The organism is Streptomyces tritici (assembly GCF_048500665.1).
Taxonomy (GTDB): domain Bacteria; phylum Actinomycetota; class Actinomycetes; order Streptomycetales; family Streptomycetaceae; genus Streptomyces; species Streptomyces tritici.
Map to the genome: position 1 here is coordinate 1,621,786 of NZ_CP183183.1, position 23,846 is coordinate 1,645,631.

Here is a 23,846-nt window from a genome sequence, read left to right on the forward strand (position 1 = left end):
GGTCTCCCTCCGGCCGCCCTACCCCTGACGGTGGGCGGCGATCGCCTCGTACACCATGCCGACGAGCAGGTCGTCGGCGTCCCGGCGGCCGAACTCGGCGGCGGCGCGGGACATCTCGTACAGCCGGTGCGGGTCGGACAGCACCGGCAGGACGTTGCCCTGCACCCACTGCGGGGTCAGTTCCGCGTCGTCGACGAGCAGTCCGCCGCCCGCCTTGACCACCGGCTGGGCGTTGAGCCGCTGTTCGCCGTTGCCGATGGGCAGCGGCACGTACGCGGCCGGGAGCCCGACGGCGGAGAGCTCGGCGACGGTCATCGCGCCCGCCCGGCAGAGCATCATGTCGGCCGCGGCGTACGCGAGATCCATCCGGTCCACGTACGGTACCGGCACGTAGGGCGGCATTCCGGGCATGTTGTCGACGCGCGGCAGTTCGTTCTTCGGGCCGACCGCGTGCAGGATCTGGACGCCGGAGCGCTGGAGCACCGGGGCGATCTGCTGGACGACCTCGTTGAGCCGGCGGGCGCCCTGCGAGCCGCCGGAGACCAGCAGGGTCGGCAGGTTGGGGTCGAGCCCGAAGGCGGCGCGCGCCTCGGGGCGGACCCGGGCGCGGTCGAGGGTGGCGATGGTGTGCCGCAGCGGGATGCCGATGTAGCGGGCACCGCGCAGCTTGGAGTCCGGGGTGGCGACACCGACGCCGTGCGCGTACCGCGAACCGATCTTGTTGGCCAGACCGGGCCGCGCGTTGGCCTCGTGGACCACGATCGGCACGCCGAGCCGCTTGGCGGCCAGATAGCCGGGCAGGGCCACGTAGCCGCCGAAGCCGACCACGCAGTCGGCCTTGGTGCGCTCCAGGACCTGCTCGGCGGCCTTGATCGTGCCGCGCAGCCGCCCGGGGACGGTGATCAGCTCCGGGGTGGGCTTGCGCGGCAGCGGCACGGCGGGGATGAGCGCCAGCTCGTAACCCCGCTCGGGCACGAGCCGGGTCTCGAGCCCGCGCTCGGTGCCCAGCGCCGTGATCCCCACGGTGGGGTCCTGCCTGCGCAGGGCGTCCGCGAGGGCGAGCGCGGGCTCGATGTGGCCGGCGGTCCCCCCACCGGCGAGTACGACATGCACCGAAATTCACCGCTCTCCGGACGGACGCTTCTTGACGCGCCGTCGCATCGACTTCCATCTCACCCCGGCCCGCTTGCCCCAGCCGGGGCGGCGCATGGCCAGGGCCGCTTTCGCGGCGGGCTCCTGTCGCGCGAAGGCGATCAGCAACCCGACGGCGAACATGGTCGGCAGCAGGGCCGACCCTCCGTAGGAGAACAGCGGGAGCGGGACTCCGGCGATCGGCAGCAGACCGAGCACCGCACCGATGTTGATCACGGCCTGCGCCGTGATCCAGGTGGTCACGCCTCCCGCGGCAAACCTCACGAAGGGGTCCTCCGTGCGTCCGGCCACGCGGATACCCGCATAGCCTAGAGCCGCGAACAGGGCGAGCACCGACAGCGTCCCCGCCAGCCCCAGTTCCTCCCCGGTGACGGCGAAGATGAAGTCGGTGTGCGCTTCAGGCAGTTGGCCCCATTTTTCCACACTGGCACCCAGACCGGAACCGAACCATCCGCCCGATGCCAGAGCATAGATCCCGTGCGCGGCCTGCCAGCACGGGTCCCCCTCCCCGCCGGGGTCGCTGGCCCCGATGCAGGCGAACCGCTTCATCCGGTTGGGGCTGGTCTTGATGAGGATCAGACCGATCAGGCCGGCGACGGCGAGCACCCCGGCGAACAGCCGGGTGGGCGCCCCGGCGGTCCACAGCAGGCCGAAGAGGATCGCGGCGAGGACGATGGAGGTGCCCATGTCCCCGCCGAGCATGATCAGTCCGAGCAGCATGAACGTGCCGGGGACCAGCGGGACCAGCATGTGCTTCCACTGGGTCAGCAGCCTCATGTCGTGCTTGCGGGCCAGCAGGTCCGCGCCCCACAGGATCAGCGCCAGCTTGCCGAACTCGCTGGGCTGGAGCTGGAAGGGCCCGCCCAGGTAGATCCAGTTCTGGTTGCCGTTGACGGAGTGCCCTATCCCGGGGATCTGGACCAGCACCATGAGGAAGACGGTGCCCATCAGCAGCGGGTAGGCCAGCGCGCGGTGCAGGCGCACCGGCATCCGGGAGGCCAGCAGCAGCAGTCCGCCGCCGATGAGGGCGGCGAGGAACTGCTTGCCGAAGAAGTACGTGGCGGGCAGGTCGTACTTCAGCGCCGTGATCATCGAGGCCGAGTAGACCATCACCAGGCCGAGCGTGGTGATCAGCAGGCCGGCGCCCAGGATCACGTAGTACGCGGTGAGCGGCCGGTCCCAGGCCCGCCGGGCCCGCTCGTAGCTCCGCCGCAGGCCGCCGCCGCGGGGGCGCCGCGGGGAGGCGGGGGCCCGCCCCCCGCCGCGTACGGCGGAGGGCCGGCGCGTCCCGGCGATCTTGCTCGGCATCAGTCGCTGTCCCCTCCAGTCGTGTCCGGCGCCGCCGGACCTGGTGGCTGGTCAGGTCAGGCGGGGTCCGTGCCGGTCTGCTCGGCGCCGGCGAGGGCGCGGACGGCGTCCGCGAAGGCCTCGCCGCGCTTGTTGTAGTTGACGAACATGTCCATGGAGGCGCAGGCCGGCGCCAGCAGGACGGTGTCTCCGGGCCGGGCGAGCCGGGCCGCCTCCTGGACCGCCGCCGACATCGCCCCAGTGTCGGTCCGGTCGAGGTCGACCACCGGGACCTCGGGGGCGTGTCGCGCCAGGGCTTCGCGGATCAGCGCGCGGTCCTGGCCGATCAGCACCACGCCCCGCAGCCGCTTCGCGGACCTGCTCACGAGCTCGTCGAAGGTCGCCCCCTTGGCGAGGCCGCCGGCGATCCAGACGATCGGCTCGTAGGCCGCCAACGAGGCTTCGGCGGCATGGGTGTTGGTGGCCTTGGAGTCGTCGACGTACGCGACGCCGTCGACGTCCAGGACGTGCTCGATGCGGTGGGCGTCGGGGCGGAAGGCCCGCAGTCCGTCGCGCACCGCCTTGGCGTCGACGCCGAAGGCGCGGGCCAGGGCGGCCGCGGCCAGGGCGTTGGCGATGTTGTGCGGGGCCGGCGGCTGGACGTCGGAGACCTCGGCCAGCTCCTGGGCGTTCTTCTGCCGGTTCTCCACGAAGGCCCGGTCGACGAGGATGCCGTCGACGACGCCGAGCATGGAGGGGCCGGGGGTGCCGAGGGTGAAGCCGACGGCCCGGCAGCCCTCGACCACGTCCGCCTCCTCGACCAGCCGCTCGGTGGCGGGGTCGGCGACGTTGTAGACGCAGGCGACCTGGTTGCCCTCGTAGATCCGGCCCTTGTCGGCGGCGTACGCCTCCATGGAGCCGTGCCAGTCGAGGTGGTCCGGGGCCAGGTTGAGCACGGCCGCGGAGTGGGCCCGCAGGGACGGGGCCCAGTGCAGCTGGTAGCTGGAGAGCTCCACGGCGAGCACGTCGTACCGCTCCTCGCCGAGGACGGCGTCGAGCAGCGAGACGCCGATGTTGCCGACGGCGGCGGTCCGCAGACCGGCCGCCTCCAGGATGGAGGCGAGCATCCGCACGGTCGTGGTCTTGCCGTTGGTGCCGGTGACCGCGAGCCAGGGAGCGGCGTCGGGCCCGCGCAGACGCCAGGCCAGTTCGACGTCGCCCCAGACCTCCACGCCCGCCTCGGCGGCGGCCTGGAAGAGCGGCTTGTCGGGCCGCCAGCCGGGGGCGGTGACGATCAGCTCGGTGCCCTCGGGCAGGGTCGCCCCGTCGCCGAGGCGGACGGTGATCCCCTCCGCCTCCAGTTCGGCGGCCTGCGCCCGGGAGCGCTCGTCGTCGCCGTCGTTGACGACGGTCACCACCGCGCCGAGGCCGTGCAGGACGCGGGCGGCGGGGATGCCGGAGACCCCGAGCCCCGCGACCGTGACCCGCTTGCCCTTCCAGTCCACCGTCTCGCTCACTTCTCGGACGCCCATCCCGCGTAGAAGAGGCCCAGGCCCACGATGACGCACATGCCCTGGATGATCCAGAACCGGACCACGACGAGCACCTCGGACCAGCCCTTGAGCTCGAAGTGGTGCTGGAGCGGGGCCATCCTGAAGACGCGCTTGCGGGTCATCTTGAACGAGCCGACCTGGATGACCACGGACATGGTGATCAGCACGAACAGGCCGCCGAGCAGGGCGAGCAGCAGCTCGGTGCGCGAGCAGATGGCGAGACCGGCGAGCGCGCCGCCGAGGGCCAGCGAACCGGTGTCGCCCATGAAGATCTTGGCCGGCGAGGTGTTCCACCACAGGAAGCCGAAGCAGGCGCCCATCAGCGCGGAGGCGACGACCGCGAGGTCGAGGGGGTCGCGCACCTCGAAGCAGGCGTTCGGGTTGGTGAGTTCGAGCGCGTTGGCGCAGGACTCCTGGAACTGCCAGAGGCCGATGAAGGTGTACGCGCCGAAGACCATCACCGAGGCGCCGGTGGCCAGGCCGTCCAGACCGTCCGTCAGGTTCACGCCGTTGGACATGGCCAGGATCATGAACAGCGCCCAGACCACGAACAGCACCGGTCCGATGGACCAGCCGAAGTCGGTGATGAAGGAGAGCTTGGTGGAGGCCGGGGTCAGTCCGCGCAGATCGGCGAACTGGAGCGACAGCACGGCGAACGCGATGCCGACGATCAGCTGGCCGGCCATCTTCGCCTTGGCCCGCAGACCGAGCGACCGCTGCTTGACGATCTTGATGTAGTCGTCGAGGAAGCCGACCAGGCCCATGCCGGCCATCAGGAACAGCACGAGGACGCCCGAGTACGTCGGGTCCTCGCCGGTGATGACCTTGGCGAGGGCGTACGCGATGAGCGTGGCGAGGATGAAGGAGATGCCGCCCATGGTGGGCGTGCCCTTCTTGCTGCCGTGGGTGCGCGGGCCGTCGTCCCGGATGAACTGCCCGTATCCCTTGCGGGCCAGCAGCTTGATGAGCAGCGGGGTGCCGATCAGGGTCAGGAAGAGACCGATGGCTCCCGCGAAGAGGATCTGCCTCATCGCCCGGCGACCTCGCTCCCGGAGTCGAGCAGTGCCAGGGCGACCTGCTCGAGCCCCACCGACCGGGACGCCTTCACCAGCACGACGTCCCCCGGACGCAGTTCTCTGCGCAACAGGTCGACCGCCGCCTGCGCGTCGGACACGTGCACCGACTCCTCACCCCACGAACCCTCGTTATATGCGCCCAGTTGCAGCCAGGACGCTTCCCTGTCCCCGACCGCGACGAGCTTGCTGACGTTGAGCCGGACGGCGAGCCGCCCGACCGCGTCGTGCTCGGCGAGCGAGTCGTCGCCGAGCTCGGCCATCTTGCCGAGCACCGCCCACGTCCGCGCGCCCCGGGCCTGAGCGGCCCTGCCCATGGCCGCGAGCGCGCGCAGGGCGGCTCGCATGGACTCGGGGTTCGCGTTGTAGGCGTCGTTGACGACCGTGACGCCGTCCGGACGCTCGGTGACCTCCATGCGCCAGCGGGAGAGGGAACCGGCCTCGGAGAGCGCGGTGGCGATCTCCTCGACAGGCATGCCCAGCTCATGGGCGACGGCGGCCGCGGCGAGCGCGTTCGACACGTGGTGCTCACCGTACAGGCGCAAGGTCACGTCACTGCACCCGGTGGGTGTGTGAAGACTGAAAGAGGGTTGTCCGTTCTCCATGAGCCGGACATTCTCGGCACGTACGGCCGCGTCCTCGGCCTCGCCGAAGAGCAGCACGCGGGCCTTGGTGCGGGCGGCCATGGCGCGCACGAGCGGGTCGTCGGCGTTCAGGACCGCGACGCCGTCCTCCGGCAGGCTCTCGACGAGCTCGCCCTTGGCCTGCGCGATCTGCTCGCGGCCGCCGAACTCGCCGATGTGGGCGGAGCCGACGTTGAGGACGACGCCGATACGCGGCGGCGTCAGGCCCGTCAGGTAGCGGATGTGGCCGATGCCGCGGGCGCCCATCTCGAGGACAAGGTGCCGGGTGTCCTCGGTGGCCGTCAGCGCGGTGAGCGGCAGCCCGATCTCGTTGTTGAGCGAGCCGGGCGTCCACACGGTCGGCGCGTGCTTCTGCAGGACCTGGGCGATCAGGTCCTTGGTGGAGGTCTTGCCGGCCGAACCGGTCAACGCGACCACGTCGGTGCCGAGCCGTTCGACGACGGCGCGGGCCAGCGCGCCGAGCGCCGCCTGGACGTCGTCCACGACGATCGCGGGCACGCCGACGGGGCGGGCGGCCAGGACGGCTGCCGCGCCCGCCTCGACCGCGCGCACCGCGTAGTCGTGGCCGTCGACGCGCTCGCCGGCGAAGGCGGCGAAGAGGCTGCCGGGCCGTACCTCGCGGGAGTCGATGACGACGGGACCGGTGATCCGGACGGACGGATCCGGTATGTCGTACGCCTGCCCGCCGACGATTTCGGCGATCTCGGCGAGGGAGAGGGCGATCACTGCTTCATCCCTGACTGTTCTCGTGTCGGTTTTCGATCGCGGCGCGCAGGACCTCGCGGTCGTCGAAGGGGCGGACCACTCCGCCCACGTCCTGGCCCTGCTCGTGGCCCTTGCCGGCGACGAGGACCGTGTCGCCGGGCTGTGCGCGGGCCACGGCCGCGGCGATCGCGGCGGCCCGGTCGGGTTCGACCAGCACCGCGCCGCGCTCCTCGGCGGGGACCCCGGCGGCGCCCGTGAGCATCGCGAGCAGGATCGCCAGGGGGTCCTCGGAGCGGGGGTTGTCGGAGGTCAGTACGGCGGTGTCGGCGAGCCGGGCCGCGGCGGCGCCCATCGGGCCGCGCTTGGTGGAGTCCCGGTCGCCGCCGCAGCCGATGACGATGTGCAGCCGGCCCTCGGTGACCTCGCGCAGCGAGCGGAGCACCGATTCGACGGCGTCGGTCTTGTGCGCGTAGTCCACCACCGCGAGGTACGGCTGGCCGGCGTCGACGCGCTCCAGCCGGCCGGGGACGCCGGGGACGGCGGCCACGCCGTCGGCGGCGGTCTGCGGGTCGATCCCGGCGACGGCGAGGGTGACGATCGCGGCGAGGGTGTTGGCCACGTTGAACGGGCCGGGCAGCGGGGCGGTGGCGCGGACCCGCTCGCCCTTCGGGCCGACGGCGGTGAACGTCGAGTCGGCGGCGCCCAGGACGACGTCCTCGGCACGCCAGTCGGCGGCCGGGTCGCCCGCGGCGGAGAACGTGACGACCGGGACACCGGACTCCTTCGCGAGCCGGCGGCCGTACGCGTCGTCCAGGTTCACCACGCCCTGTTTGCTGCGTTTCGGCGTGAACAGCTGCGCCTTGGCCTGGAAGTAGTCCTCCATGTCGGAGTGGAACTCCATGTGCTCCGGGCTGAGGTTGTTGAAGACGGCGACGTCGAAGACACAGCCGTCGACCCGGCCGAGCACGAGGGCGTGGCTGGAGACCTCCATGGCGACGGCCTCGACGCCGCGCTCGCACATGACCGCGAACAGCGCCTGCAGGTCGGTGGCCTCGGGGGTGGTGCGCTCGGACTTGATGCGCTCGTCGCCGATCCGCATCTCGACGGTGCCGACCAGTCCGGTGCTCCGCCCGGCGGCCCGCAGGCCGCCCTCGACGAGGTACGCCGTGGTGGTCTTGCCGGAGGTGCCGGTGATGCCGAGCTGCAGCAGTCCGTCGCCGGGCCGCCCGTAGATCTCGGCGGCGAGCTCGCCCATCCGGCCGCGCGGGTCCTCGACCGCGAGGACCGGCAGTCCGGTCGCGGCGGCGCGCTCGGCGCCGCTCGGGTCGGTGAGGATCGCGACCGCGCCGAGGCCGGCGGCCTGGGCGGCGAAGTCGGCGCCGTGCAGCCGGGCGCCGGGCAGGGCCGCGTACACGTCCCCGGGGCGTACCGCCCGCGAGTCGTGGGTGATCCCGGTCACCTCGGCCCGGCCCGCGGTCTCGACGCCCAGCCGGGCGGCCAGCTCGCCGAGGGAGGTCGGGGAGGGCTGCGCCGGGCGGGGCGGGGCGGTTCGGTACTGATCAGCTTGTGGCACGGCGGTGAGCGTACCGGGCACACCCTGCGCAGGGCTAAATGAGCCCTCGGGGGTGCGGTCGTCGGGCTTCCGGTTCCCGGATTCGGGGGTGATCGTTCTCACTGGTGCTCCCGCCGGTTCAGGGTGTGAAGGAGACCGGCATCCGGGGTGGTTCGGCGCCGGTCGGGGCGACGTGCAGGGTCTTGAGGGCGAACTCCATGACCTTCTTGTAGATGGGGCCGCAGATCTGTCCGCCGAAGTAGCTGCCCTTGGTGGGGTTCTGGATGGCGCAGTAGACGGTGACGCGGGGCTTGTCGGCGGGCGCGAAGCCGGCGAAGGAGGCCGTGTAGCCCTTGTAGCGGCCGAGTTCGGGGTCGACGCGGTTGGCGGTGCCGGTCTTGCCGGCGACGCGGTAGCCCGGGATGGCGGCCTTGGTGCCGGTGCCCTCCTCGTCGCCGACCACGGACTCCAGCATCTGCGCGAGGGTCCTGGCGGTCTTCTCGCTGACCACGCGGGTCTGCTTGGGCTCGGGGGCGGGCGTGAAGTTCCCTTCGGGGCCGCGGGTGCCGCGGACGAGGGTCGGCTCGACGCGGACGCCGCCGTTGGCGATGGTGGAGTACACGGAGGTGGCCTGCATGGCGTTGATGGACAGGCCCTGGCCGAAGGGGATCGTGTACTGCTGCGAGGTCGACCACTTCTGCGGCGGGGCGAGGATGCCGGGGGTCTCGCCGGGGTAGCCGAGGCCGCTGGGGCTGCCGATGCCGAACTTGCGCAGGTACGAGTAGAGGATCTTGTTGGACTCGGCCTGGGTGTCGCCGAGTTGTCCGGTGGCCAGGATGGTGCCGATGTTGCTGGACTTCGCGAGCACGCCGTTGAGGGTCAGGTACCAGGTGGGGTGGTCGATGTCGTCCTTGAACAGCCGGTCGCCGCGGTGCAGCCGGTTGGGCACGGTGACGTGGGTGCCGGGGGCGGCCACGCCCTCCTCCAGGACCGCGGCCATGGACATGACCTTGCTGGTGGAGCCGGGCTCGTACGCGTCCTGGAGCGCGGCGTTGCCCATGGCGGCGGCGTTCGCCTGGCTGAGGTCGTTGGGGTCGAAGCCGGGGGCGTTGGCCATGGCCAGCACCTCACCGGTCTTGATGTCCTGCACTATCACGTAGCCGCGGTCGGCCTTGGACTTCTTCACCTGCTCGGTGATGGCCTGCTGGGCGGCCCACTGGATGTCCCGGTCGATGGTCAGCTCGATGTCGGCGCCGGGCACGGCGGGCGTGCCGCGGGAGCCCGCGGTCGGGACCTCGCGGCCGCCGGACTGGGCGTAGCGGATCTTGCCGTCCTTGCCGGCCAGCTCCTTGTCGAGCATGGACTCCAGGCCGCCCGCGCCGCGGCCCTCGGCGTTGACGTAACCCAGTATCCCGGCGGCCAGTTCGCCGTTGGGGTACACCCGCTTCGTGCTGCGCTCGGAGAGGATGCCGCCGAGCAGGTTGATCCCGTTGCCGCCCTGGGAGGGGCGGGACTTCTGGGCGTAGACCTTCTTCAGGTCCTTGATCTGGTTCCAGACCTGGGGGGTCTGCTTGCGGGCCAGGAGCGCGTAGCGGGACTTGGGGGTGCGCAGCTTCTTGGCGAGTTCGGCGGGCTCCTTGCCGAGGATCGGCGCGAGGAGCGCGGCGGCCTGTTCGGGGGCGTCCGGGCGCTTGCTCTCCTCGGGGGTGAAGAGCTTGGGGTCGGCGGTGATGTCGTACGCGTCGACGCTCGCGGCGAGCGCGATGCCGGCCCGGTCGGTGATCTCGCCGCGGTCGGCGGAGAGCGTGTACTCCTGGTAGCGGTGCTTCTCGGCCTTGGCCGCGTACGCGGCGGCGTCGACGGCCTGCACCTGGAGCAGCCGGACCACGAAGGCCACCATGACGAGGGTCAGCCCGATGGAGACCAGGCGCAGCCGCGGCCGGGGGCGGCCCAGCCGGATGGTGCGCGCCCTGGGGCGCGGCCGGGCGGGGCGGGCGCCGGCCGGGCGGCGCGCGGCGGACGGGCGGCCGGGCTGCGCGGCGGACGGGCGGGGCGTCGCGGTCCTGCGCGGGGCCGCGGAGGAGGAGGGCCGGGGGCGCGCGGGGCCGGGGACCCGGCGGCCCGGGGGTTCCTTGGAGGGCACGGCGTCACCTGCCGGAGGTCGTCGGGGCGGGCTCGGGTGGGGCTGCGGGCGTCCTGGAGGTCGGCGGCCGGTTCGTCCCGGGCCGCGGGGCGTCCGGCTGCGACGCGGCGCCGGGGGCCGCGTCGGCGGAGGTGCGCGGGGGCGTGGTGCCGGCCTCGGGGCTCGGCTCCGGCGGGGCGGTGGCGACCGAGCGCTCGCCGCGGACCTTGCCGTCGGGGTCGAGGAAGGCGGGGCTGCCGCCGGGCACCATGCCCAGCTCGCGGGCCCGGCGCTCCAGCGCGTCGGGGGCCGAGTGGTCGTCGACGTCGCGCTGGAGGGCCTGTTCCTCGTCGGTGAGCTCGGTGGTGCGGGCCTTGAGGTCGCGCAGTTTGAAGGAGCCCTGGTTGAGCGCGGAGTTGAGCAGCAGCAGCGTGATCAGGCCGCCGCCGAGGAGCACGACGACCAGCAGGACGAACGGGGTGCGGGCCGCCGTGCTCGGCCCCGACGGCATGAGCCGTCCCAGGCGGGCGGCGCGGCCCTTGAGCGGCCCCTGCTTCGTCACCGTGCGTCCCCGTTCCTCACGACGGCTCGTCCTCCCGGATCCGCTCCGCGCCCCGCAGCCGGGCCGGGGCCGCGCGGCGGTTCTCCGCGACCTCCTCCTCGGTGGGCAGTTCGGCGCCGCGGGTGAGCAGCTTCAGGCGGGGCTGGTACTTCTCCGGGACCACCGGCAGTCCGGGCGGGGCCGTGGTCGCCGCGCCGGCCGCGAAGACCTGCTTGACGATGCGGTCCTCCAGCGACTGGTACGAGAGCACGACGACGCGGCCGCCGACCTTGACGGCCTTCACGGCCGCCGGGATCGCCTTCTCGACGGCCTCCAGCTCCCGGTTGACCTCGATCCGCAGCGCCTGGAAGGTGCGCTTGGCCGGGTTGCCGCCGGTGCGCTTGGCGGCCTGCGGCAGCGCGTCGCGGATCAGCTCGACCAGGCGGGCGCTGTTGGTGAACGGCTCCTTCTCGCGCTCCCGGACGATCGCCGAGACGATCCGCTTGGCCTGCTTCTCCTCGCCGTAGGCGCGCAGGATGCGGACCAGTTCGCCGGCCGGGTAGGTGTTGAGCACCTCGGCGGCGCTGATGCCGGTCGACTGGTCCATGCGCATGTCGAGCGGGGCGTCCTGGGCGTAGGCGAAGCCGCGGTCGGCCTCGTCCAGCTGCATGGAGGAGACGCCCAGGTCGAACAGGACGCCGTCGACGCGCGGGACGCCGAGCCGGTCGAGGACCTCGGGCAGTTCGTCGTACACGGCGTGGACGAGGGTGGCGCGCTCGCCGTACGGGGCGAGCCGCTCGCCGGAGAGGCGCAGCGCCTCCTTGTCCCGGTCGAGGGCGATCAGACGCACCTCGGGGAACTGCCGCAGCAGTTCCTCGCTGTGTCCGCCCAGGCCGAGGGTGCAGTCGACCACGACCGCGTCCGGCCGCCGCAGCGCCGGGGCCAACATGTCCAGGCACCGCTGGAGCATCACCGGGACGTGTCGGTCGTTGCTCAATGCCGCCCTCTCGTAGATCCGGCGCGGCGCTTCGTACGGTCGGGTCACAGCCGGGCCCCCCGTACGCAGCCGCCGCCCACGCGGGGAGAAACCACTGAAATCGCGCAATGTCTCCGTGAACTGCGCGCAACTCTAGTCCACAGGTCGGCCCGGTCAATCAACCGGCCAGCGCGTCGCCCGGGGCGTCCGGGACGGGCGGGAATTCCGGCGCGCCCACCCGTTCGGCGGCGTCTCCCGGACCCCCTGTGGAGTACCTCACAACACGCCGCATTGACGTTCTTTGTCCGGCCTCACAACGGGACGCGAAGGTTCGTGACCACTACCGTCGTAGACATGTCGACCTCTGCGCACCCCTCCGCCGACGCCGCGACCGCCGACGGCACCGTCACGGACCGCCTCGTCCGGGCGAACGAGCGGTACGCCGCCCGCTTCAGCGACCCCGGCATGGACGCCCGGCCCGTCCTGAACGTCGCCGTCGTCGCCTGCATGGACGCCCGGCTCGACCTGCACGCCGCGCTCGGCCTTGAGCTCGGCGACTGCCACACCATCCGCAACGCGGGCGGCGTGGTCACCGACGACGTGATCCGCTCCCTCACCATCAGCCAGCGAGCCCTGGGCACGCGCAGCGTGGTGCTGATCCACCACACCGGCTGCGGTCTGGAGTCGCTGACCGAGGAGTTCCGGCACGAGCTGGAGATGGAGGTCGGGCAGCGGCCGGCCTGGGCGGTGGAGGCCTTCCGTGACGTCGAACAGGACGTGCGCCAGTCGATGCAGCGGGTGCGCACCTCCCCGTTCCTGCTGCACACCGACGACGTCCGCGGCTTCGTCTTCGACGTGCACACCGGCCTGCTGCGCGAGATCGACCCCGCCTGAAAGCGGCAAACCCCGGCATATCCGTGGCACTTGTCCACAGGCGAGTGACACGACGCGGCCGCCCTGACAAGAATGCGGGGTGACACCCCCTCGGAACGACTGGGGACCCGGTGTCGTGTTACGGCAAGGAGGGCCGGGTGACGACCTATGACGAGCGAGCGAGCCTCTCAGATCTGACCACCACAGCGGATCGGGTCCGCCGGTCGGTGGAGAGCGTGATCGAGGGCAAGCCCGAGGTCGTACGGCTGGCGCTGACGGTGCTGCTCGCCGAGGGGCACCTGCTGATCGAGGACGTGCCGGGCGTCGGCAAGACGATGCTGGCCAAGACGCTGGCGCGGTCGGTCGACTGCTCGGTGCGGCGCATCCAGTTCACGCCGGACCTGCTGCCCTCGGACATCACCGGTGTGTCGATCTACGACCAGCAGCGGCGGGACTTCGAGTTCAAGCCGGGCGCGATCTTCGCCCAGATCGTCATCGGCGACGAGATCAACCGCGCCTCGCCCAAGACCCAGTCCGCGCTGCTCGAGTCGATGGAGGAGCGTCAGGTCACCATCGACGGGCAGACGTACGAGCTGCCGAGCCCCTTCATGGTGGTCGCCACCCAGAACCCGGTGGAGATGGAGGGCACCTACCCGCTGCCCGAGGCGCAGCGGGACCGCTTCATGGCCCGCGTCTCCATGGGATACCCGAGCCCCGAGGCCGAGCTGGCGATGCTGGACGCGCACGGAGCGGTCTCCCCGCTGGACGACCTGCAGCCGGTGGCGCACGCCCACGACATGGTGAAGCTGATCGACGCGGTGCGCACGGTGCACGTCGCCGAGGCGGTGCGCCGCTACGCGGTGGACCTGGTCGCGGCCACCCGCACCCACCCCGACCTGCGGCTCGGCGCCTCGCCCCGGGCCACGCTGCACCTGCTGCGGGCCGCCAAGGCGTCCGCCGCGCTGAGCGGCCGCGACTACGTGCTCCCCGACGATCTGCAGGCCCTGGCCGGCCCGGTCCTCGCGCACCGGCTGCTGCCGACCGCGCAGGCCCAGCTGAACCGGCTCACCGCCGAGCAGGTCGTCCTCGACATCCTCCAGCGGACGCCGGTCCCGCAGGCCGCGCCGCCGGCCGCACCCCCGGCCGGCCCGCTGTACGGCCAGCACCAGCACGGCACCCGGCGGCTGTGATGGCGGCCGCCGGACCCGCCGCCGCGGCGAGCGGCGCACCGGGCGGCGGGCGGCCGGACGACGGACGGCAGGGCGAGGAGCGGGGCGGGCTGCGGGCCGCCCTGGCCGGCCTGACCACCCGCGGCCGGTCGTTCCTGGCCGCCGGGGTCGCCGCGGGCGTCTGCGCGTACGTCCTCGGCCAGGGCGAGCTGCTGCGCGTCGGCCTGCTGCTGGCCGTGCTGCCGCTGATCTGCGTGCTCGTGCTGCACCGCACCCGCTACCGGGTGGCGGGCAGCCGCCGGCTGACGCCGGTGCGGGTGGCCACGGGCTCCGAGGCCCGGGTGCACCTGCGGATGGACAACGTGTCGCGGCTGCCCACGGGGCTGCTGATGCTCCAGGACCACGTGCCGTACACGCTCGGGCCGCGGCCCCGGTTCGTGCTGGACCGGGTGGAGCCCGGGGGCCGCCGGGAGGTCTCGTACAAGGTCCGCTCGGATCTGCGCGGGCGGTTCCCGCTGGGGCCGCTGCAGCTGCGGCTGAGCGATCCGTTCGGCATGTGCGAGCTGACCCGCTCGTTCAGCGCGTACGACACGCTCACGGTGATCCCGCGGACCGAGCCGCTGGCGCCGGTGCGGCTCGGCGGCGAGGGCGCCGGGCACGGCGAGGGGCTGCAGCGCTCGGTGGCGCTGGCCGGCGACGACGACGTGATCCCGCGCGCGTACCGGCACGGCGACGACCTGCGCCGGGTCCACTGGCGCTCCACGGCCCGCTACGGCGAGCTGATGGTCCGCCGCGAGGAGCAGCCGCAGCGCTCGCACTGCACGGTGCTGCTCGACACCCGGCGGATCGCCTTCCAGGGCGCGGGCCCGGACTCGGCGTTCGAGTGGGCGGTCTCCGGCGCGGCGTCGGTGCTGGTGCACATGCTGGGCCGGGGCTATTCGGCGCGGCTGCTGACGGACGACGGGACCGCCGTGCCCGGCGAGGGCGGCGAGGGCTTCACGACCCCGGCCGCCACGGACTCCGCCGAGGCGGCGGGCCTGCTGATGGACGCCCTCGCGGTCGTGGACCACTCGGACGGGGCGGGGTTCTCCCGCGCGTCCGACGTGCTGCGCGGCGGCGACGCGGGCCTGCTCGTCGCCTTCGTCGGCGACCTGGACGAGGAGCAGGCGCGACTGCTGGGCCGGATGCGGCGGCGCAGCGGCGCGGCCGTGGTCTTCGTGCTGGACAGCGGAGAATGGCTGACCGGCGGCGCGGTGGCCGGGGCGATCGAGGCCCGGCTGCGCACGCTGCGCGACCACGGCTGGACGGCAGTCCCGGTGCGCCGGGGCGCGTCCCTGAGCGCGCTGTGGCAGCAGGCCGGCGGCGCGGGCGTCACCGCGCCGGCCGGTGCGCGCACCGGTACGACGAACCACCCGGGGGGACGGTCATGAGCGGCCGGGCCAGGCTGACGCTGTGCGCGTACGCGGCAACGCTGATGGCGGCGGGCGCGCTGATCCCGCTGGTGCAGCCGTCGTCGTGGATCGTGACGGCCGCGGTGCTGCTGGGCGTGACGAGCGGGGTCGGCGCGCTGACCCGCCGGGTGCCGCTGGCGCGCCCGCTGACGATCGGCGCGCAGGCGCTGGCCGGGCTGCTGGCGCTGACGCTGGTCTTCGTCCGGGAGCACGCGCTGCTCGGCTTCCTGCCGGGGCCGCGGGCGTTCGTGGCGTTCGCGGGGCTGTTCGAGGCGGGCGCGGCGGACGTGAGCCGGTACGCGAGTCCGGCGCCGGCCACCGACGGCATCCAGCTGATGCTGGTCGGCGGGGTGCTGGTGATCGGGCTGGTCGTCGACGCCCTCGCGGTGACGTTCCGGCTGGCCGCCCCGGCCGGTCTGCCGCTGCTCGCGCTGTACTCGGTGGCGGCGGGGCTGTCCGGCGGGAGCGCGAGCTGGGCGTGGTTCCTGCTGGCCGCCGGCGGCTATCTGCTGCTCCTGCTGGCGGAGGGCAGGGACCGGCTGTCGCAGTGGGGCCGGGTGTTCGGCGGGGTGCCGAGGTCCGCGGGCCGGGCGGCCGCACTGGAGTCCGGGGGCACGGCCTCCTCCCCCGTGCGCACGGGCCGGCGGATCGGCGTGGTCGCGATGGGCCTGGCGCTCGCCGTGCCGACGGTGCTTCCGGCGATGGGCGGCGGCATGTTCGGCGGGCCGGGTCCGGGCAACGGGCCGGGCGGCGGCCGCGGCGGCACGATCTCGGCGGTGAACCCGCTGGTGTCGCTGCAGGACAACCTGAACCAGCCCGAGGACCGCGAGGTGCTCAGCTACCGGACCAACGCGACCGAGACCTCGGACCTGTATCTGCGTCTGGTGGCCCTCGACCAGTTCGACGGCACCTCGTGGAAGTCCTCCAAGCGCTCGGTCCAGGACGTGCCGGAGCGGCTGCCCGCCCCGCAGGGGCTCGGCGCGGGCATCGCGCGGACCGAGGTGACCGGCAACTTCGTGGCCTCGGCGTCGTACGACCAGAAGTGGCTGCCGATGCCGTACCCGGCGACCCGGGTCGAGATCGGCGGGCGCTGGCGGTACGAGCCCGCCGGGCGGATGCTCGTCGGCGACGACGAGCAGAGCACCCGGGGCGTGCGGTACTCGGTCTCCAGCCTGCGGGTGGAGCCGACGGCGCGGCAGCTGGCGAACGCCCCGGCCCCGCCGGAGGACCTGCGCCGCGAGTACACGAAGGTGCCGGAGTCGCTGCCCGCCGAGGTGGCGGCGACGGCCCGGCAGGTGACGCAGAAGGCCGACAACGCGTACGAGCGGGCCGTGGCGCTGCAGGAGTGGTTCACCCGGGCCGGCGGATTCCGCTACGACACGACGGTCGCCTCGGGGACCGGCGCGCAGGCGATCACCCGCTTCCTGAAGCAGAAGGAGGGCTTCTGCGTCCACTTCTCGTTCTCGATGGCGGCGATGGCCCGGACGCTGGGCATCCCGGCGCGGGTCGCGGTCGGTTTCATGCCGGGCACGCAGCAGCTGGACGGGCGGGTCTCGGTCGGCATACGGGACGCGCACGCCTGGCCGGAGCTGTACTTCGAGGGCGTGGGCTGGACCCGCTTCGAGCCGACGCCGCAGCGCGGCACGGTGCCCCCGTACACCCGGGGGGAGACCCCGTCGAGCCCGTCGAACGGGCCCTCCGCGCCCGCCGCGAGCGAGTCGGCCGCGGCTCCGGCGCCGACCAAGTCCTCGGCCGGCTGCTCGCCGCAGCTGCAGCGGCAGGGCGAGTGCGGCCGGCCGGAGCAGACGCAGCAGGCCGCGGACGAGGGGCTGCCGGGCTGGCTGCTGGCGCTGTGGATCGTGCTCGGGGTGCTGGTGCTGCTCCTGCTGCTGGCCCTGCCGCTGCTGTGGCGGACACGGGTCCGGTCCGGGCGGCTGGCCGCCGGGCCGTCGGGTCTGGTGGCCTCGACGCCGGAGTCCGGGGCGGCCGCCGGCGGCGGCCCCGCGGCCGGGCCGGTGACCTCCGTGGCGCCGGAGGACGCGGCGCCGCGGACGCTGGCGGCCTGGCGGGAGCTGGTCGACACGGCGTGGGACTACGGCATCGTCCCGGACGAGTCGCTGACGCTGCGCAAGGCGGCGGCGCGGATCGTGCGCCTGGGCCACCTGCAGGGTGATCCGGCGGACGCGGTGCACCGGGTGGCTCGGGCCGTGGAGCAGGTGCTGTACGCGCCCGGACCGCGTCCGGTGGCCGGTCTGGCGGGCGAGGTGCAGCAGGTCCGGGCGGGGCTGGCGGCGCTGGCCACGCGGGGCGAGCACCTGCGGGCGCTGCTGCTGCCGCGTTCGTCCGTTCGGGTGATCTGGGCGGTGCAGGAGCGGTGGTCGCGGTGGGCCGGCCGGGTGGAGGGCTTCGGCAACGAGCTCTCGGTCCGCCGAGCCGCCATGACCCGCAGGCTGCTGCGCCGGCACAGCTGAGGCAGGACCCTGAGAGCGACAGGGCCGGGAGAGCGAGGGCCCCGCGGTGACGCACCGCGGGGCCCTGCGCATGTCACGTGCCGCAGCCGCGCAGGGAGGAGCCGGGGCCGGGTACGCCGCTGCCCCGGTGCGTGATCACGCACCGGGGCAGCGGGCAGTTCTCTGGGAGGACCGGAGGCCGGCGGGTCAGTGACCGCCGCCCTGCTGCTCGTCGCGGCGGCGCTGCCAGCGCTCCTCGATGCGGTTCATCATCGAGCGGCGCTGCCGCGGCCCATGGCCGGCGGCGGCCGGCTGCTCACCGCGCTTGGGGGCCTTGCGCCACCCGGTGACGGCCAGGACCGCGCAGGCCAGCATGACGAGGAACCCCACCACGCTGAGCCAGATCCAAGGAGCGATCATTCCCGCCATGAGGAGCGCGATACCCACCAAGAAGCCCGCGACTGCCTGGTAGACCCGTCGCCGGGTGTACGTACGCAGTCCGCTTCCCTCGAGCGCTGTCGCGAACTTGGGATCTTCGGCGTACAGCGCTCGCTCCATCTGCTCGAGCATTCGCTGCTCGTGCTCCGAGAGCGGCACGGAGTCCTCCTGTCGTCGGTCGCGGGGGCGACCGGTATGCGGCCCTTTCAGGATAGGCAGGGAATCGCCCCCGTGAAACCCGCCCTCTACGCGCAATCGCCATTCCGGGCCGCCACGGCGGTTCGGTTGCTGAGGCGTAGATTCCCCGACCTCCGATCCGTCATGCCGGATGGTGTCCCCCGATCATACGGGGCGAACCGCTCGATCGGGGGTCCTGTGGCGTACTCCATCTGCGGCTGCGCCGCTGATCAGCCGCCCGCCCGGGCTGCGTCGGGCGCGCCGGGGCGGGCCGCGTCAGGCGCGCTTCTCGGCGAGCACGTGCAACTGGGTGGCGACGGCGTGGAAGGACGCCAGTTCCGCGGCGGCCTCCTCCAGCTTCAGCAGGGCCTCCAGGGCACCCGGCTCGGTGTCCACCAGGACCCCGGGGACCAGGTCCGCGAAGATCCGGACGCCGTGCACCGCGCCGACCTCCAGGCCCGCGTCGGTGACGAGGCCGGTGAGCTGCTCGGCGGTGAAGCGCCGCGGCACCGGGTCGGCGTCGCCCCAGCGGCCGTCCGGGTCGCCGAGGGCGTGCCGGGCCTCGCTGAAGTGGCCGGCGAGGGCGCGGGCCAGGACGGCCCCGCCGAGCCCGGCGGCGAGCAGGCTCAGCGCGCCCTCGGGCCGCAGCGCGGCGACCGCGTTGGCCACGCCCTCCACCGGGTCGTCGACGTACTCCAGCACGCCGTGGCACAGCACCGCGTCGTAGCCGCCTCGCTCGACCACGTCGAACAGGCCCTTGATGTCGCCCTGCACGCCGTTGACCCGGTCGGCCACGCCGGCCTCGGCGACCCGGCGCTCCAGCGCGAACAGCGCGTTGGGGCTGGGGTCGACGACGGTGACGCGGTGGCCGAGGCGGGCGACCGGGACCGCGAAGTTGCCCGAGCCGCCGCCGGTGTCCAGGACGTCGAGGGAGTCCTTGCCGGTGGCCGCGGCCCGGCGGTCGAGGGCGTCCTTGAGGACGTCCCAGACGACGGCGGTGCGCAGGGAGGCACGCGACGGGCGCGTGGAGGTCTCCCGGGCGAAGACAGCGGAAGGGTCCGACACGGCAGTTGACTCCTCGACTACGGGTGTGATCGTCCCCCACCCTATGGCCTCGGCGGCGCGGGCCGGTCATCCCACGGCGTCCCCCGCTCCCGGCTGCCGGGGCAGCACCGGCTGCAGGACCAGCAGGCGCTCGACCAGGCGGAGGAACATCATCGCGTCGCGCACCAGATCGTCGGCGTCCCGGCTGCTCGCCGCGCCGGCGATGCCGGCCTCGGCGCGCGCCCGGCGGGCCGCCCCGGAGGCGAACAGCGCGCTCCACTCGGTCAGCTCCGGGGCTATCTCGGGCAGGACCTCCCAGGCGCTGCGGATCCGGTTGCGCCGGCGGGGGTTGGCCTCGGGGCGGCCGCGGGCGGCGAGCACGGCGGCGGCGGTGCGGAGAGCCGCGAGGTGGGCCGTGGCGTACCGCTCGTTGGGCACGGCGAGCGTGGCCGCCTCGTCCAGGCCGGCGCGGGCCTGGGCGAGCAGGTCGAGGGCCGCGGGCGGCGCGGTGGCGCGGCGCAGCACGGGGTGGACGTCGGACGCGGGACCGGCGGACGGGGCGGCGAGGCGGGCGGTGGCACGGCGCCGGGGTGCGGCTGCCGCGGACGAGCTGGCCATGACGAGCCTCCTGTCGTCGTGTGACGGTCTGTCGCCGTCTGCACCCATCGTGCAGCCCCCCACTGACAATCAGGCTGACCTGGGTCTTTGCCGTCAGAAGCGGGCAAAGGCCCAGGGTTTCGCCTTCAGTTCCGCCGGGCGGCGAGCACCGTGGGGTGCCGGCGCATGAGGGCGGCGTACAGGCCGGCGGAGACGAGCATCCCGGCGGGGAGCGAGAGGTCGACGCCGTCGAGGGCGCCGGCGACCGGCCCGGTGTAGAGGGTGTCGACGCACAGGGCGGCCGCGGCGACGCCCGCGCCGAGGGCGAGCGCGCCGGGCAGGTTGACGCCGGCGGTGTACCAGAAGGGGCTGCCGGGGGTCTCGTCGCAGAGCGCGAGGCCGTCGTAGCGGCAGCGGCGCAGCACGATGTCGGTGGCGTAGACGGCCGTGAGCGGACCGATGAGGACCACGATCACCTGGAGCGCGTTGCTGACGGTGTCGAGGAAGTCGGAGACCAGCAGCCCGTACAGGGTGAGGGCGACGGCCACGACGCCGTCGAAGAGGACGCTGACGGTGCGGCGGATGCGCAGGCCGACGGCCTGGAGGGCGAGGCCGGCGCTGTAGGCGGTCAGGGCGTTGAGGGAGACGGTGCCGAGGACCAGCGCGATCAGGAAGACCGGGGCGAACCAGCCCGGCAGGATCTGCTGGAGCGCGGCCTGCGGGTCGGTCATGTCGACCGCGGTGGCGGCGAGGGCGCCCACGGCGCAGGTGAGCACGCTGGGCAGGAAGGCGCCGAGGGCGGTCCAGCCGGCGATCGCCCGCCGGGACGAGTCCGCGGGCAGGTAGCGCGAGAAGTCGGCGCTGGTGGTGTACGAGAGCGGGCCGGAGGCGATCAGCGTCGTGCCGGCGATCAGGACGGCCCACAGCTGGACGCCGGAGAGTTCGGCCTCGGGCCGGTAGCCGAAGTCGGCGTGGCGCACCACGGCGACGGCGACGACGGCGAAGGCCGCGGCCAGGGCGAGGGTGATGGGCAGGTAGAGCTTCATGATCAGCCCGTGGCCGTACACGCTGATGACGAGCGTGAGGGCGGCGATGACCACGATGACGACGACCTGGACGCCGGTGGTGGCGGTGACGCCCGCCTGCTCGACGAGCGCGAAGGCGGCGGTCGCGGCGGCGGCCAGGTTGAGCGCGAAGTAGCAGACGGAGACGAGCCAGCCGCCGACGGCGTTGTTGACGCGGTTGCCGAGCACGCCGTACAGCGCCCGGGTGACGACCTCGCTGGGCGCGCCGGCGGCGGGCCCGGAGGTGGCCAGGAGGCCGGTGAACACCCAGAACAGGTTGCCGACGACGATCACGGCGAGCGACTGCCACAGGTTCAGCCCCATGAGCACCAGGGCGCCGCCGACGACCAGGCTGAGGTAGTTGACGTTGGCGGCCGCCCAGACCGCGAAGAGATCGCGGGGCCGGCCGTGCCGCTCGGTGTCGGGGATGTGGTCGATGCCGTGCGCCTCGACCCGTACGGCTCGTTCCGCTTCGGTTCGTACGGGCTCCGGAGCCCCGTCCGCGTCCGGGTGCGGGTCGTTGATCGTGGACGCCATGGGCCCTCCGGTTGACGGCTGTTCACCACCCGCTTGCTTATTGGTCGCACACTCAATAGCATCCGTGGCATGTCGTCAAGCGTCCAGCGCAAACGAGTTCGCAAGTCTCCCGGGGAGCGCCGCGCCGAGATCGTCGAGGCCGCGACGGGGGTCGCCCTCACCGAGGGCCTGGAGTGCCTCACCCTGCGGCGGATCGCCGAGGAGCTCGATGTGCGCCCCGGTCTGATCAGCCACTACTTCCCCTCGGTCGAGGACCTGGTGGCGGAGGCCTTCGGGAGCGCGGCCACCGCCGAACTGGACCGGCTGCTGCCCGAGGACCCGGCCGGCGCGACGCCCACCGAGCGGCTGGCCGCGTTCTTCGCCCACACCTCCGGCCCCGACTACGACGCCATCAGCCGGCTCTGGATCAACGCCCGGCACCTCAGCCGCTACCGGGAGGTGCTGCGCGACCGGGTCGCCCAGCAGGAGGCCGCCTGGCGCGGCCGGCTGGAGGGCGTGATCCGCGCGGGCGTGGAGCGGGAGGAGTTCCGCACCGCCGACCCGTACGTGACCACCATTCAGATCCTGGTGGTGCTCGACGGTCTCGGCGCGCACGCCAACACCGACACGACCGACCGCCCCGCCGCGGTGACCCGCATGGCGGTGGCCACCGCCGAGCGCGAACTCGGCCTGCCCGGCGGCACGCTCGACGCCCCCGCACCGACCCGCTCCGCCGCCCCCTGACCCTCGACTCCCGCACCCAGGAGCCCTTCGTGAACGACCGTCTCGTCCTGCTCTCCGCCCGTCTGCTCGACCCGGTGACCGGCCTGTTCCTGCCGCAGACCGCGCTCGCCGCCTCCGGCGGACGGATCGCGGCCCTGGGCGACGACCGGGAGATCAGCGCCCTCGCGGACTCCTCGACGACGGTGATCGACCTCAAGGGCGCGGTCGTCACGCCCGGCCTGGTCGACGGGCACCTGCACCCCGTCTCCGGCGCCGAACTCACCCACGGCCTGGACCTGTCGGGCTGCACCGACGTGGACGGGGTGCGCGAGGCGCTGGCCCGAGGGGTCCGCGCGCTCGCCCCCGGCGCGTGGCTGCACGGCTGGGGCCTGGACCCGAACGTGTTCGGCGACCGGCCCGTCGAGACCGCCCCGTTCGACGAGGTGCTGGACGGGGTCCCGGCGCTGCTGCTGCTCTTCGACGCCCACTCCCTGCTGGCCAGCCGGCGCGCTCTGGAGCTGGCCGGCGTGGACGGGCCGCGGCGGTTCGACCAGGCGTCGGCCGAGGTGGTCTGCGACGCGGACGGCCGGCCCACCGGGCTGCTCCTGGAGGACGCGGCCTGCGAGCTGGTCGAGCCGGCCGCCCCGCAGCCGACCCGCGCCGAGCGCCGGGACCGGCTCGCCGCCGCGCTGCGGGCCATGGCCGCGGCGGGCCTGACGGGCGGCCACGCGATGGACGCCAACGGCGACAGCCTCGCCTTCTACCGCGAGCTCGACGAGGCCGGCGAGCTGCCGCTGCGGCTGCGCGTCGCGCCCTGGTGCCAGCCCGGCACGGACGCGGACGGGGTCCGGGAGCTGATCGGACTGCAGGGCCGGGGCGGCCGGCTGTGGCGGGTCGACGGCGTGAAGATCTTCATGGACGGCACGATCGACAACGGCACGGCCTGGCTGGAACAGCCCGACCGGCACGGCGAGTCCACCGCCGCCTTCTGGCCGGACCCCGAGGTCTACACCCGGATCGTCGGCGAGCTGCACCGCGCCGGGGTGCCCGTCGCCACCCACGCCATCGGCGACGCGGCGGTACGGCACGTCCTGGACGCGGTCGAGAAGGCCCGGGCCGACGGCGGGCCCGAGGTCCGCCACCGGGTCGAGCACATCGAGACGGTGCCGGACGACACGCTGCGCCGCTTCGCCCGGCTCGGCGTCATCGCCTCCATGCAGCCCACCCACTGCTGCGACTTCACCCGCGCCGACCACACCGACAACTGGTCCCGCCGGCTCGGCGAGGAGCGGGCCGGCCGCGCCTGGCGCTGCCGCGACCTGCGGGACTCCGGCGCGACCGTGGTCCTCGGCTCGGACTGGCCCATCGCCCCGTACCCGCCGCTCGGCGTCATGGCCGGCGCCCGCCACCGCCGCCCCACCCGCGACCTCAGCCGGCCCCCGCACGGCCCCGAGCAGGCGCTCACCGCCCTGGAGGCGCTGCAGGGCATGACCGTCGCCGCCGCGTACGCGGCCGGCGAGGAGCACGAGGCCGGCCGGATCGAGCCCGGGTACCGCGCCGACCTCACCGTGCTCGGCGCCGACCCGCTCGCCACCCCGGCCGCCGAACTCGCGGACGTACCGGTCCTCCTGACGGTCCTCGACGGCCGCCCGACCCACCGCGACCCGGCCCTGTAGGCCGCGCACCGCACCCCTGGCGGGGCTGCCGTCCCCGGACGGCAGCCCCGCTTTGCGTACCAC

19 protein-coding genes are annotated in these 23,846 nt (G+C 73.8%); 6 read left to right on the forward strand and 13 right to left on the reverse strand.

Translation table 11 applies throughout. The features are described 5' to 3' along the window. Positions 1 to 18: 18 nt before the first annotated feature. From murG to rsmH, 9 genes are read right to left on the reverse strand one after another with little or no spacing between them, the layout of a single operon-like run. Positions 19 to 1,113 carry an undecaprenyldiphospho-muramoylpentapeptide beta-N-acetylglucosaminyltransferase gene (gene murG / locus ACNJ93_RS07540; protein WP_418956564.1) on the reverse strand — a complete coding sequence of 365 codons (1,095 nt, stop codon included), beginning with the start codon at positions 1,111 to 1,113 and terminating at the stop codon, positions 19 to 21. Positions 1,114 to 1,119: 6 nt separating this feature from the next. After that, positions 1,120 to 2,460 carry a putative lipid II flippase FtsW gene (ftsW, locus tag ACNJ93_RS07545; RefSeq protein ID WP_418956565.1) on the reverse strand — a complete coding sequence of 447 codons (1,341 nt, stop codon included), beginning with the start codon at positions 2,458 to 2,460 and terminating at the stop codon, positions 1,120 to 1,122. Between the two features lie 56 nt (positions 2,461 to 2,516). After that, a complete protein-coding gene (gene murD, locus ACNJ93_RS07550) occupies positions 2,517 to 3,971 on the reverse strand; it encodes a UDP-N-acetylmuramoyl-L-alanine--D-glutamate ligase (protein ID WP_418956566.1) in 1,455 nt (484 codons plus the stop codon). Beyond that, the gene (gene mraY / locus ACNJ93_RS07555; protein ID WP_418956567.1) at positions 3,953 to 5,023 is read right to left on the reverse strand and encodes a phospho-N-acetylmuramoyl-pentapeptide-transferase; all 1,071 of its coding nucleotides are present in this window, start codon (positions 5,021 to 5,023) and stop codon (positions 3,953 to 3,955) included. Before mraY ends, murD begins: the two co-directional genes overlap by 19 nt. Further along, on the reverse strand, positions 5,020 to 6,435 hold the full coding sequence (locus ACNJ93_RS07560; RefSeq protein WP_418956568.1) for a UDP-N-acetylmuramoyl-tripeptide--D-alanyl-D-alanine ligase: 1,416 nt from the start codon (positions 6,433 to 6,435) through the stop codon (positions 5,020 to 5,022). Before ACNJ93_RS07560 ends, mraY begins: the two co-directional genes overlap by 4 nt. Positions 6,436 to 6,439: 4 nt before the next feature. Beyond that, positions 6,440 to 8,089, reverse strand: a complete 1,650-nt coding sequence (locus tag ACNJ93_RS07565; protein ID WP_418956569.1) for a UDP-N-acetylmuramoyl-L-alanyl-D-glutamate--2,6-diaminopimelate ligase — start codon at positions 8,087 to 8,089, stop codon at positions 6,440 to 6,442. Positions 8,090 to 8,105: 16 nt separating this feature from the next. Further along, positions 8,106 to 10,109 carry a peptidoglycan D,D-transpeptidase FtsI family protein gene (locus tag ACNJ93_RS07570; RefSeq protein ID WP_418956570.1) on the reverse strand — a complete coding sequence of 668 codons (2,004 nt, stop codon included), beginning with the start codon at positions 10,107 to 10,109 and terminating at the stop codon, positions 8,106 to 8,108. Between the two features lie 4 nt (positions 10,110 to 10,113). After that, on the reverse strand, positions 10,114 to 10,650 hold the full coding sequence (locus ACNJ93_RS07575) for a septum formation initiator (protein WP_418956571.1): 537 nt from the start codon (positions 10,648 to 10,650) through the stop codon (positions 10,114 to 10,116). 16 nt (positions 10,651 to 10,666) lie between these two features. After that, positions 10,667 to 11,626, reverse strand: a complete 960-nt coding sequence (rsmH, locus tag ACNJ93_RS07580; protein WP_418956572.1) for a 16S rRNA (cytosine(1402)-N(4))-methyltransferase RsmH — start codon at positions 11,624 to 11,626, stop codon at positions 10,667 to 10,669. A gap of 333 nt (positions 11,627 to 11,959) precedes the next feature. On the opposite strand from rsmH, the gene ACNJ93_RS07585 reads away from it, so the two are divergent. From ACNJ93_RS07585 to ACNJ93_RS07600, 4 genes are all read left to right on the forward strand, one after another. Further along, positions 11,960 to 12,499 (forward strand): beta-class carbonic anhydrase, encoded by a 540-nt coding sequence (locus ACNJ93_RS07585; RefSeq protein ID WP_418956573.1) that lies wholly within the window; start codon positions 11,960 to 11,962, stop codon positions 12,497 to 12,499. Positions 12,500 to 12,636: 137 nt separating this feature from the next. Next, a complete protein-coding gene (locus ACNJ93_RS07590; RefSeq protein WP_418956574.1) occupies positions 12,637 to 13,668 on the forward strand; it encodes an AAA family ATPase in 1,032 nt (343 codons plus the stop codon). Then, positions 13,668 to 15,077, forward strand: a complete 1,410-nt coding sequence (locus ACNJ93_RS07595; protein ID WP_418956575.1) for a DUF58 domain-containing protein — start codon at positions 13,668 to 13,670, stop codon at positions 15,075 to 15,077. The genes ACNJ93_RS07590 and ACNJ93_RS07595 overlap by 1 nt, the downstream gene beginning before the upstream one ends. After that, the gene (locus ACNJ93_RS07600) at positions 15,074 to 17,569 is read left to right on the forward strand and encodes a transglutaminase TgpA family protein (RefSeq protein WP_418956576.1); all 2,496 of its coding nucleotides are present in this window, start codon (positions 15,074 to 15,076) and stop codon (positions 17,567 to 17,569) included. Before ACNJ93_RS07595 ends, ACNJ93_RS07600 begins: the two co-directional genes overlap by 4 nt. Positions 17,570 to 17,755: 186 nt before the next feature. Here the strand turns inward: ACNJ93_RS07600 and ACNJ93_RS07605 are convergent, their stop codons facing one another. From ACNJ93_RS07605 to ACNJ93_RS07620, 4 genes are all read right to left on the reverse strand, one after another. After that, a complete protein-coding gene (locus ACNJ93_RS07605; protein ID WP_418956577.1) occupies positions 17,756 to 18,145 on the reverse strand; it encodes a DUF3040 domain-containing protein in 390 nt (129 codons plus the stop codon). 294 nt (positions 18,146 to 18,439) lie between these two features. Further along, positions 18,440 to 19,228 carry a methyltransferase gene (locus ACNJ93_RS07610; RefSeq protein ID WP_418956578.1) on the reverse strand — a complete coding sequence of 263 codons (789 nt, stop codon included), beginning with the start codon at positions 19,226 to 19,228 and terminating at the stop codon, positions 18,440 to 18,442. A gap of 66 nt (positions 19,229 to 19,294) precedes the next feature. Next, the gene (locus ACNJ93_RS07615; protein ID WP_418956579.1) at positions 19,295 to 19,825 is read right to left on the reverse strand and encodes an SAV_6107 family HEPN domain-containing protein; all 531 of its coding nucleotides are present in this window, start codon (positions 19,823 to 19,825) and stop codon (positions 19,295 to 19,297) included. A gap of 125 nt (positions 19,826 to 19,950) precedes the next feature. Next, the gene (locus ACNJ93_RS07620; RefSeq protein WP_418956580.1) at positions 19,951 to 21,405 is read right to left on the reverse strand and encodes a purine-cytosine permease family protein; all 1,455 of its coding nucleotides are present in this window, start codon (positions 21,403 to 21,405) and stop codon (positions 19,951 to 19,953) included. Between the two features lie 69 nt (positions 21,406 to 21,474). On the opposite strand from ACNJ93_RS07620, the gene ACNJ93_RS07625 reads away from it, so the two are divergent. Together ACNJ93_RS07625 and ACNJ93_RS07630 are read left to right on the forward strand one after the other, a co-directional pair. Next, on the forward strand, positions 21,475 to 22,128 hold the full coding sequence (locus ACNJ93_RS07625) for a TetR/AcrR family transcriptional regulator (RefSeq protein ID WP_418956581.1): 654 nt from the start codon (positions 21,475 to 21,477) through the stop codon (positions 22,126 to 22,128). 29 nt (positions 22,129 to 22,157) lie between these two features. Beyond that, positions 22,158 to 23,783, forward strand: coding sequence for an amidohydrolase (locus ACNJ93_RS07630; protein WP_418956582.1), 1,626 nt, complete (start codon positions 22,158 to 22,160; stop codon positions 23,781 to 23,783). Positions 23,784 to 23,846: the final 63 nt, after the last annotated feature.

Excerpts from the sequence above, each read along its gene's own strand:
- ftsW (WP_418956565.1), bottom strand. The coding sequence starts at position 2,460 with ATGCCGAGCAAGATCGCCGGGACGCGCCGGCCCTCCGCCGTACGCGGC.
- murD (WP_418956566.1), bottom strand. The coding sequence starts at position 3,971 with ATGGGCGTCCGAGAAGTGAGCGAGACGGTGGACTGGAAGGGCAAGCGG.
- mraY (WP_418956567.1), bottom strand. The coding sequence starts at position 5,023 with ATGAGGCAGATCCTCTTCGCGGGAGCCATCGGTCTCTTCCTGACCCTG.
- ACNJ93_RS07585 (WP_418956573.1), top strand. The coding sequence starts at position 11,960 with ATGTCGACCTCTGCGCACCCCTCCGCCGACGCCGCGACCGCCGACGGC.
- ACNJ93_RS07595 (WP_418956575.1), top strand. The coding sequence starts at position 13,668 with ATGGCGGCCGCCGGACCCGCCGCCGCGGCGAGCGGCGCACCGGGCGGC.
- ACNJ93_RS07600 (WP_418956576.1), top strand. The coding sequence starts at position 15,074 with ATGAGCGGCCGGGCCAGGCTGACGCTGTGCGCGTACGCGGCAACGCTG.
- ACNJ93_RS07615 (WP_418956579.1), bottom strand. The coding sequence starts at position 19,825 with ATGGCCAGCTCGTCCGCGGCAGCCGCACCCCGGCGCCGTGCCACCGCC.
- ACNJ93_RS07620 (WP_418956580.1), bottom strand. The coding sequence starts at position 21,405 with ATGGCGTCCACGATCAACGACCCGCACCCGGACGCGGACGGGGCTCCG.
- ACNJ93_RS07625 (WP_418956581.1), top strand. The coding sequence starts at position 21,475 with ATGTCGTCAAGCGTCCAGCGCAAACGAGTTCGCAAGTCTCCCGGGGAG.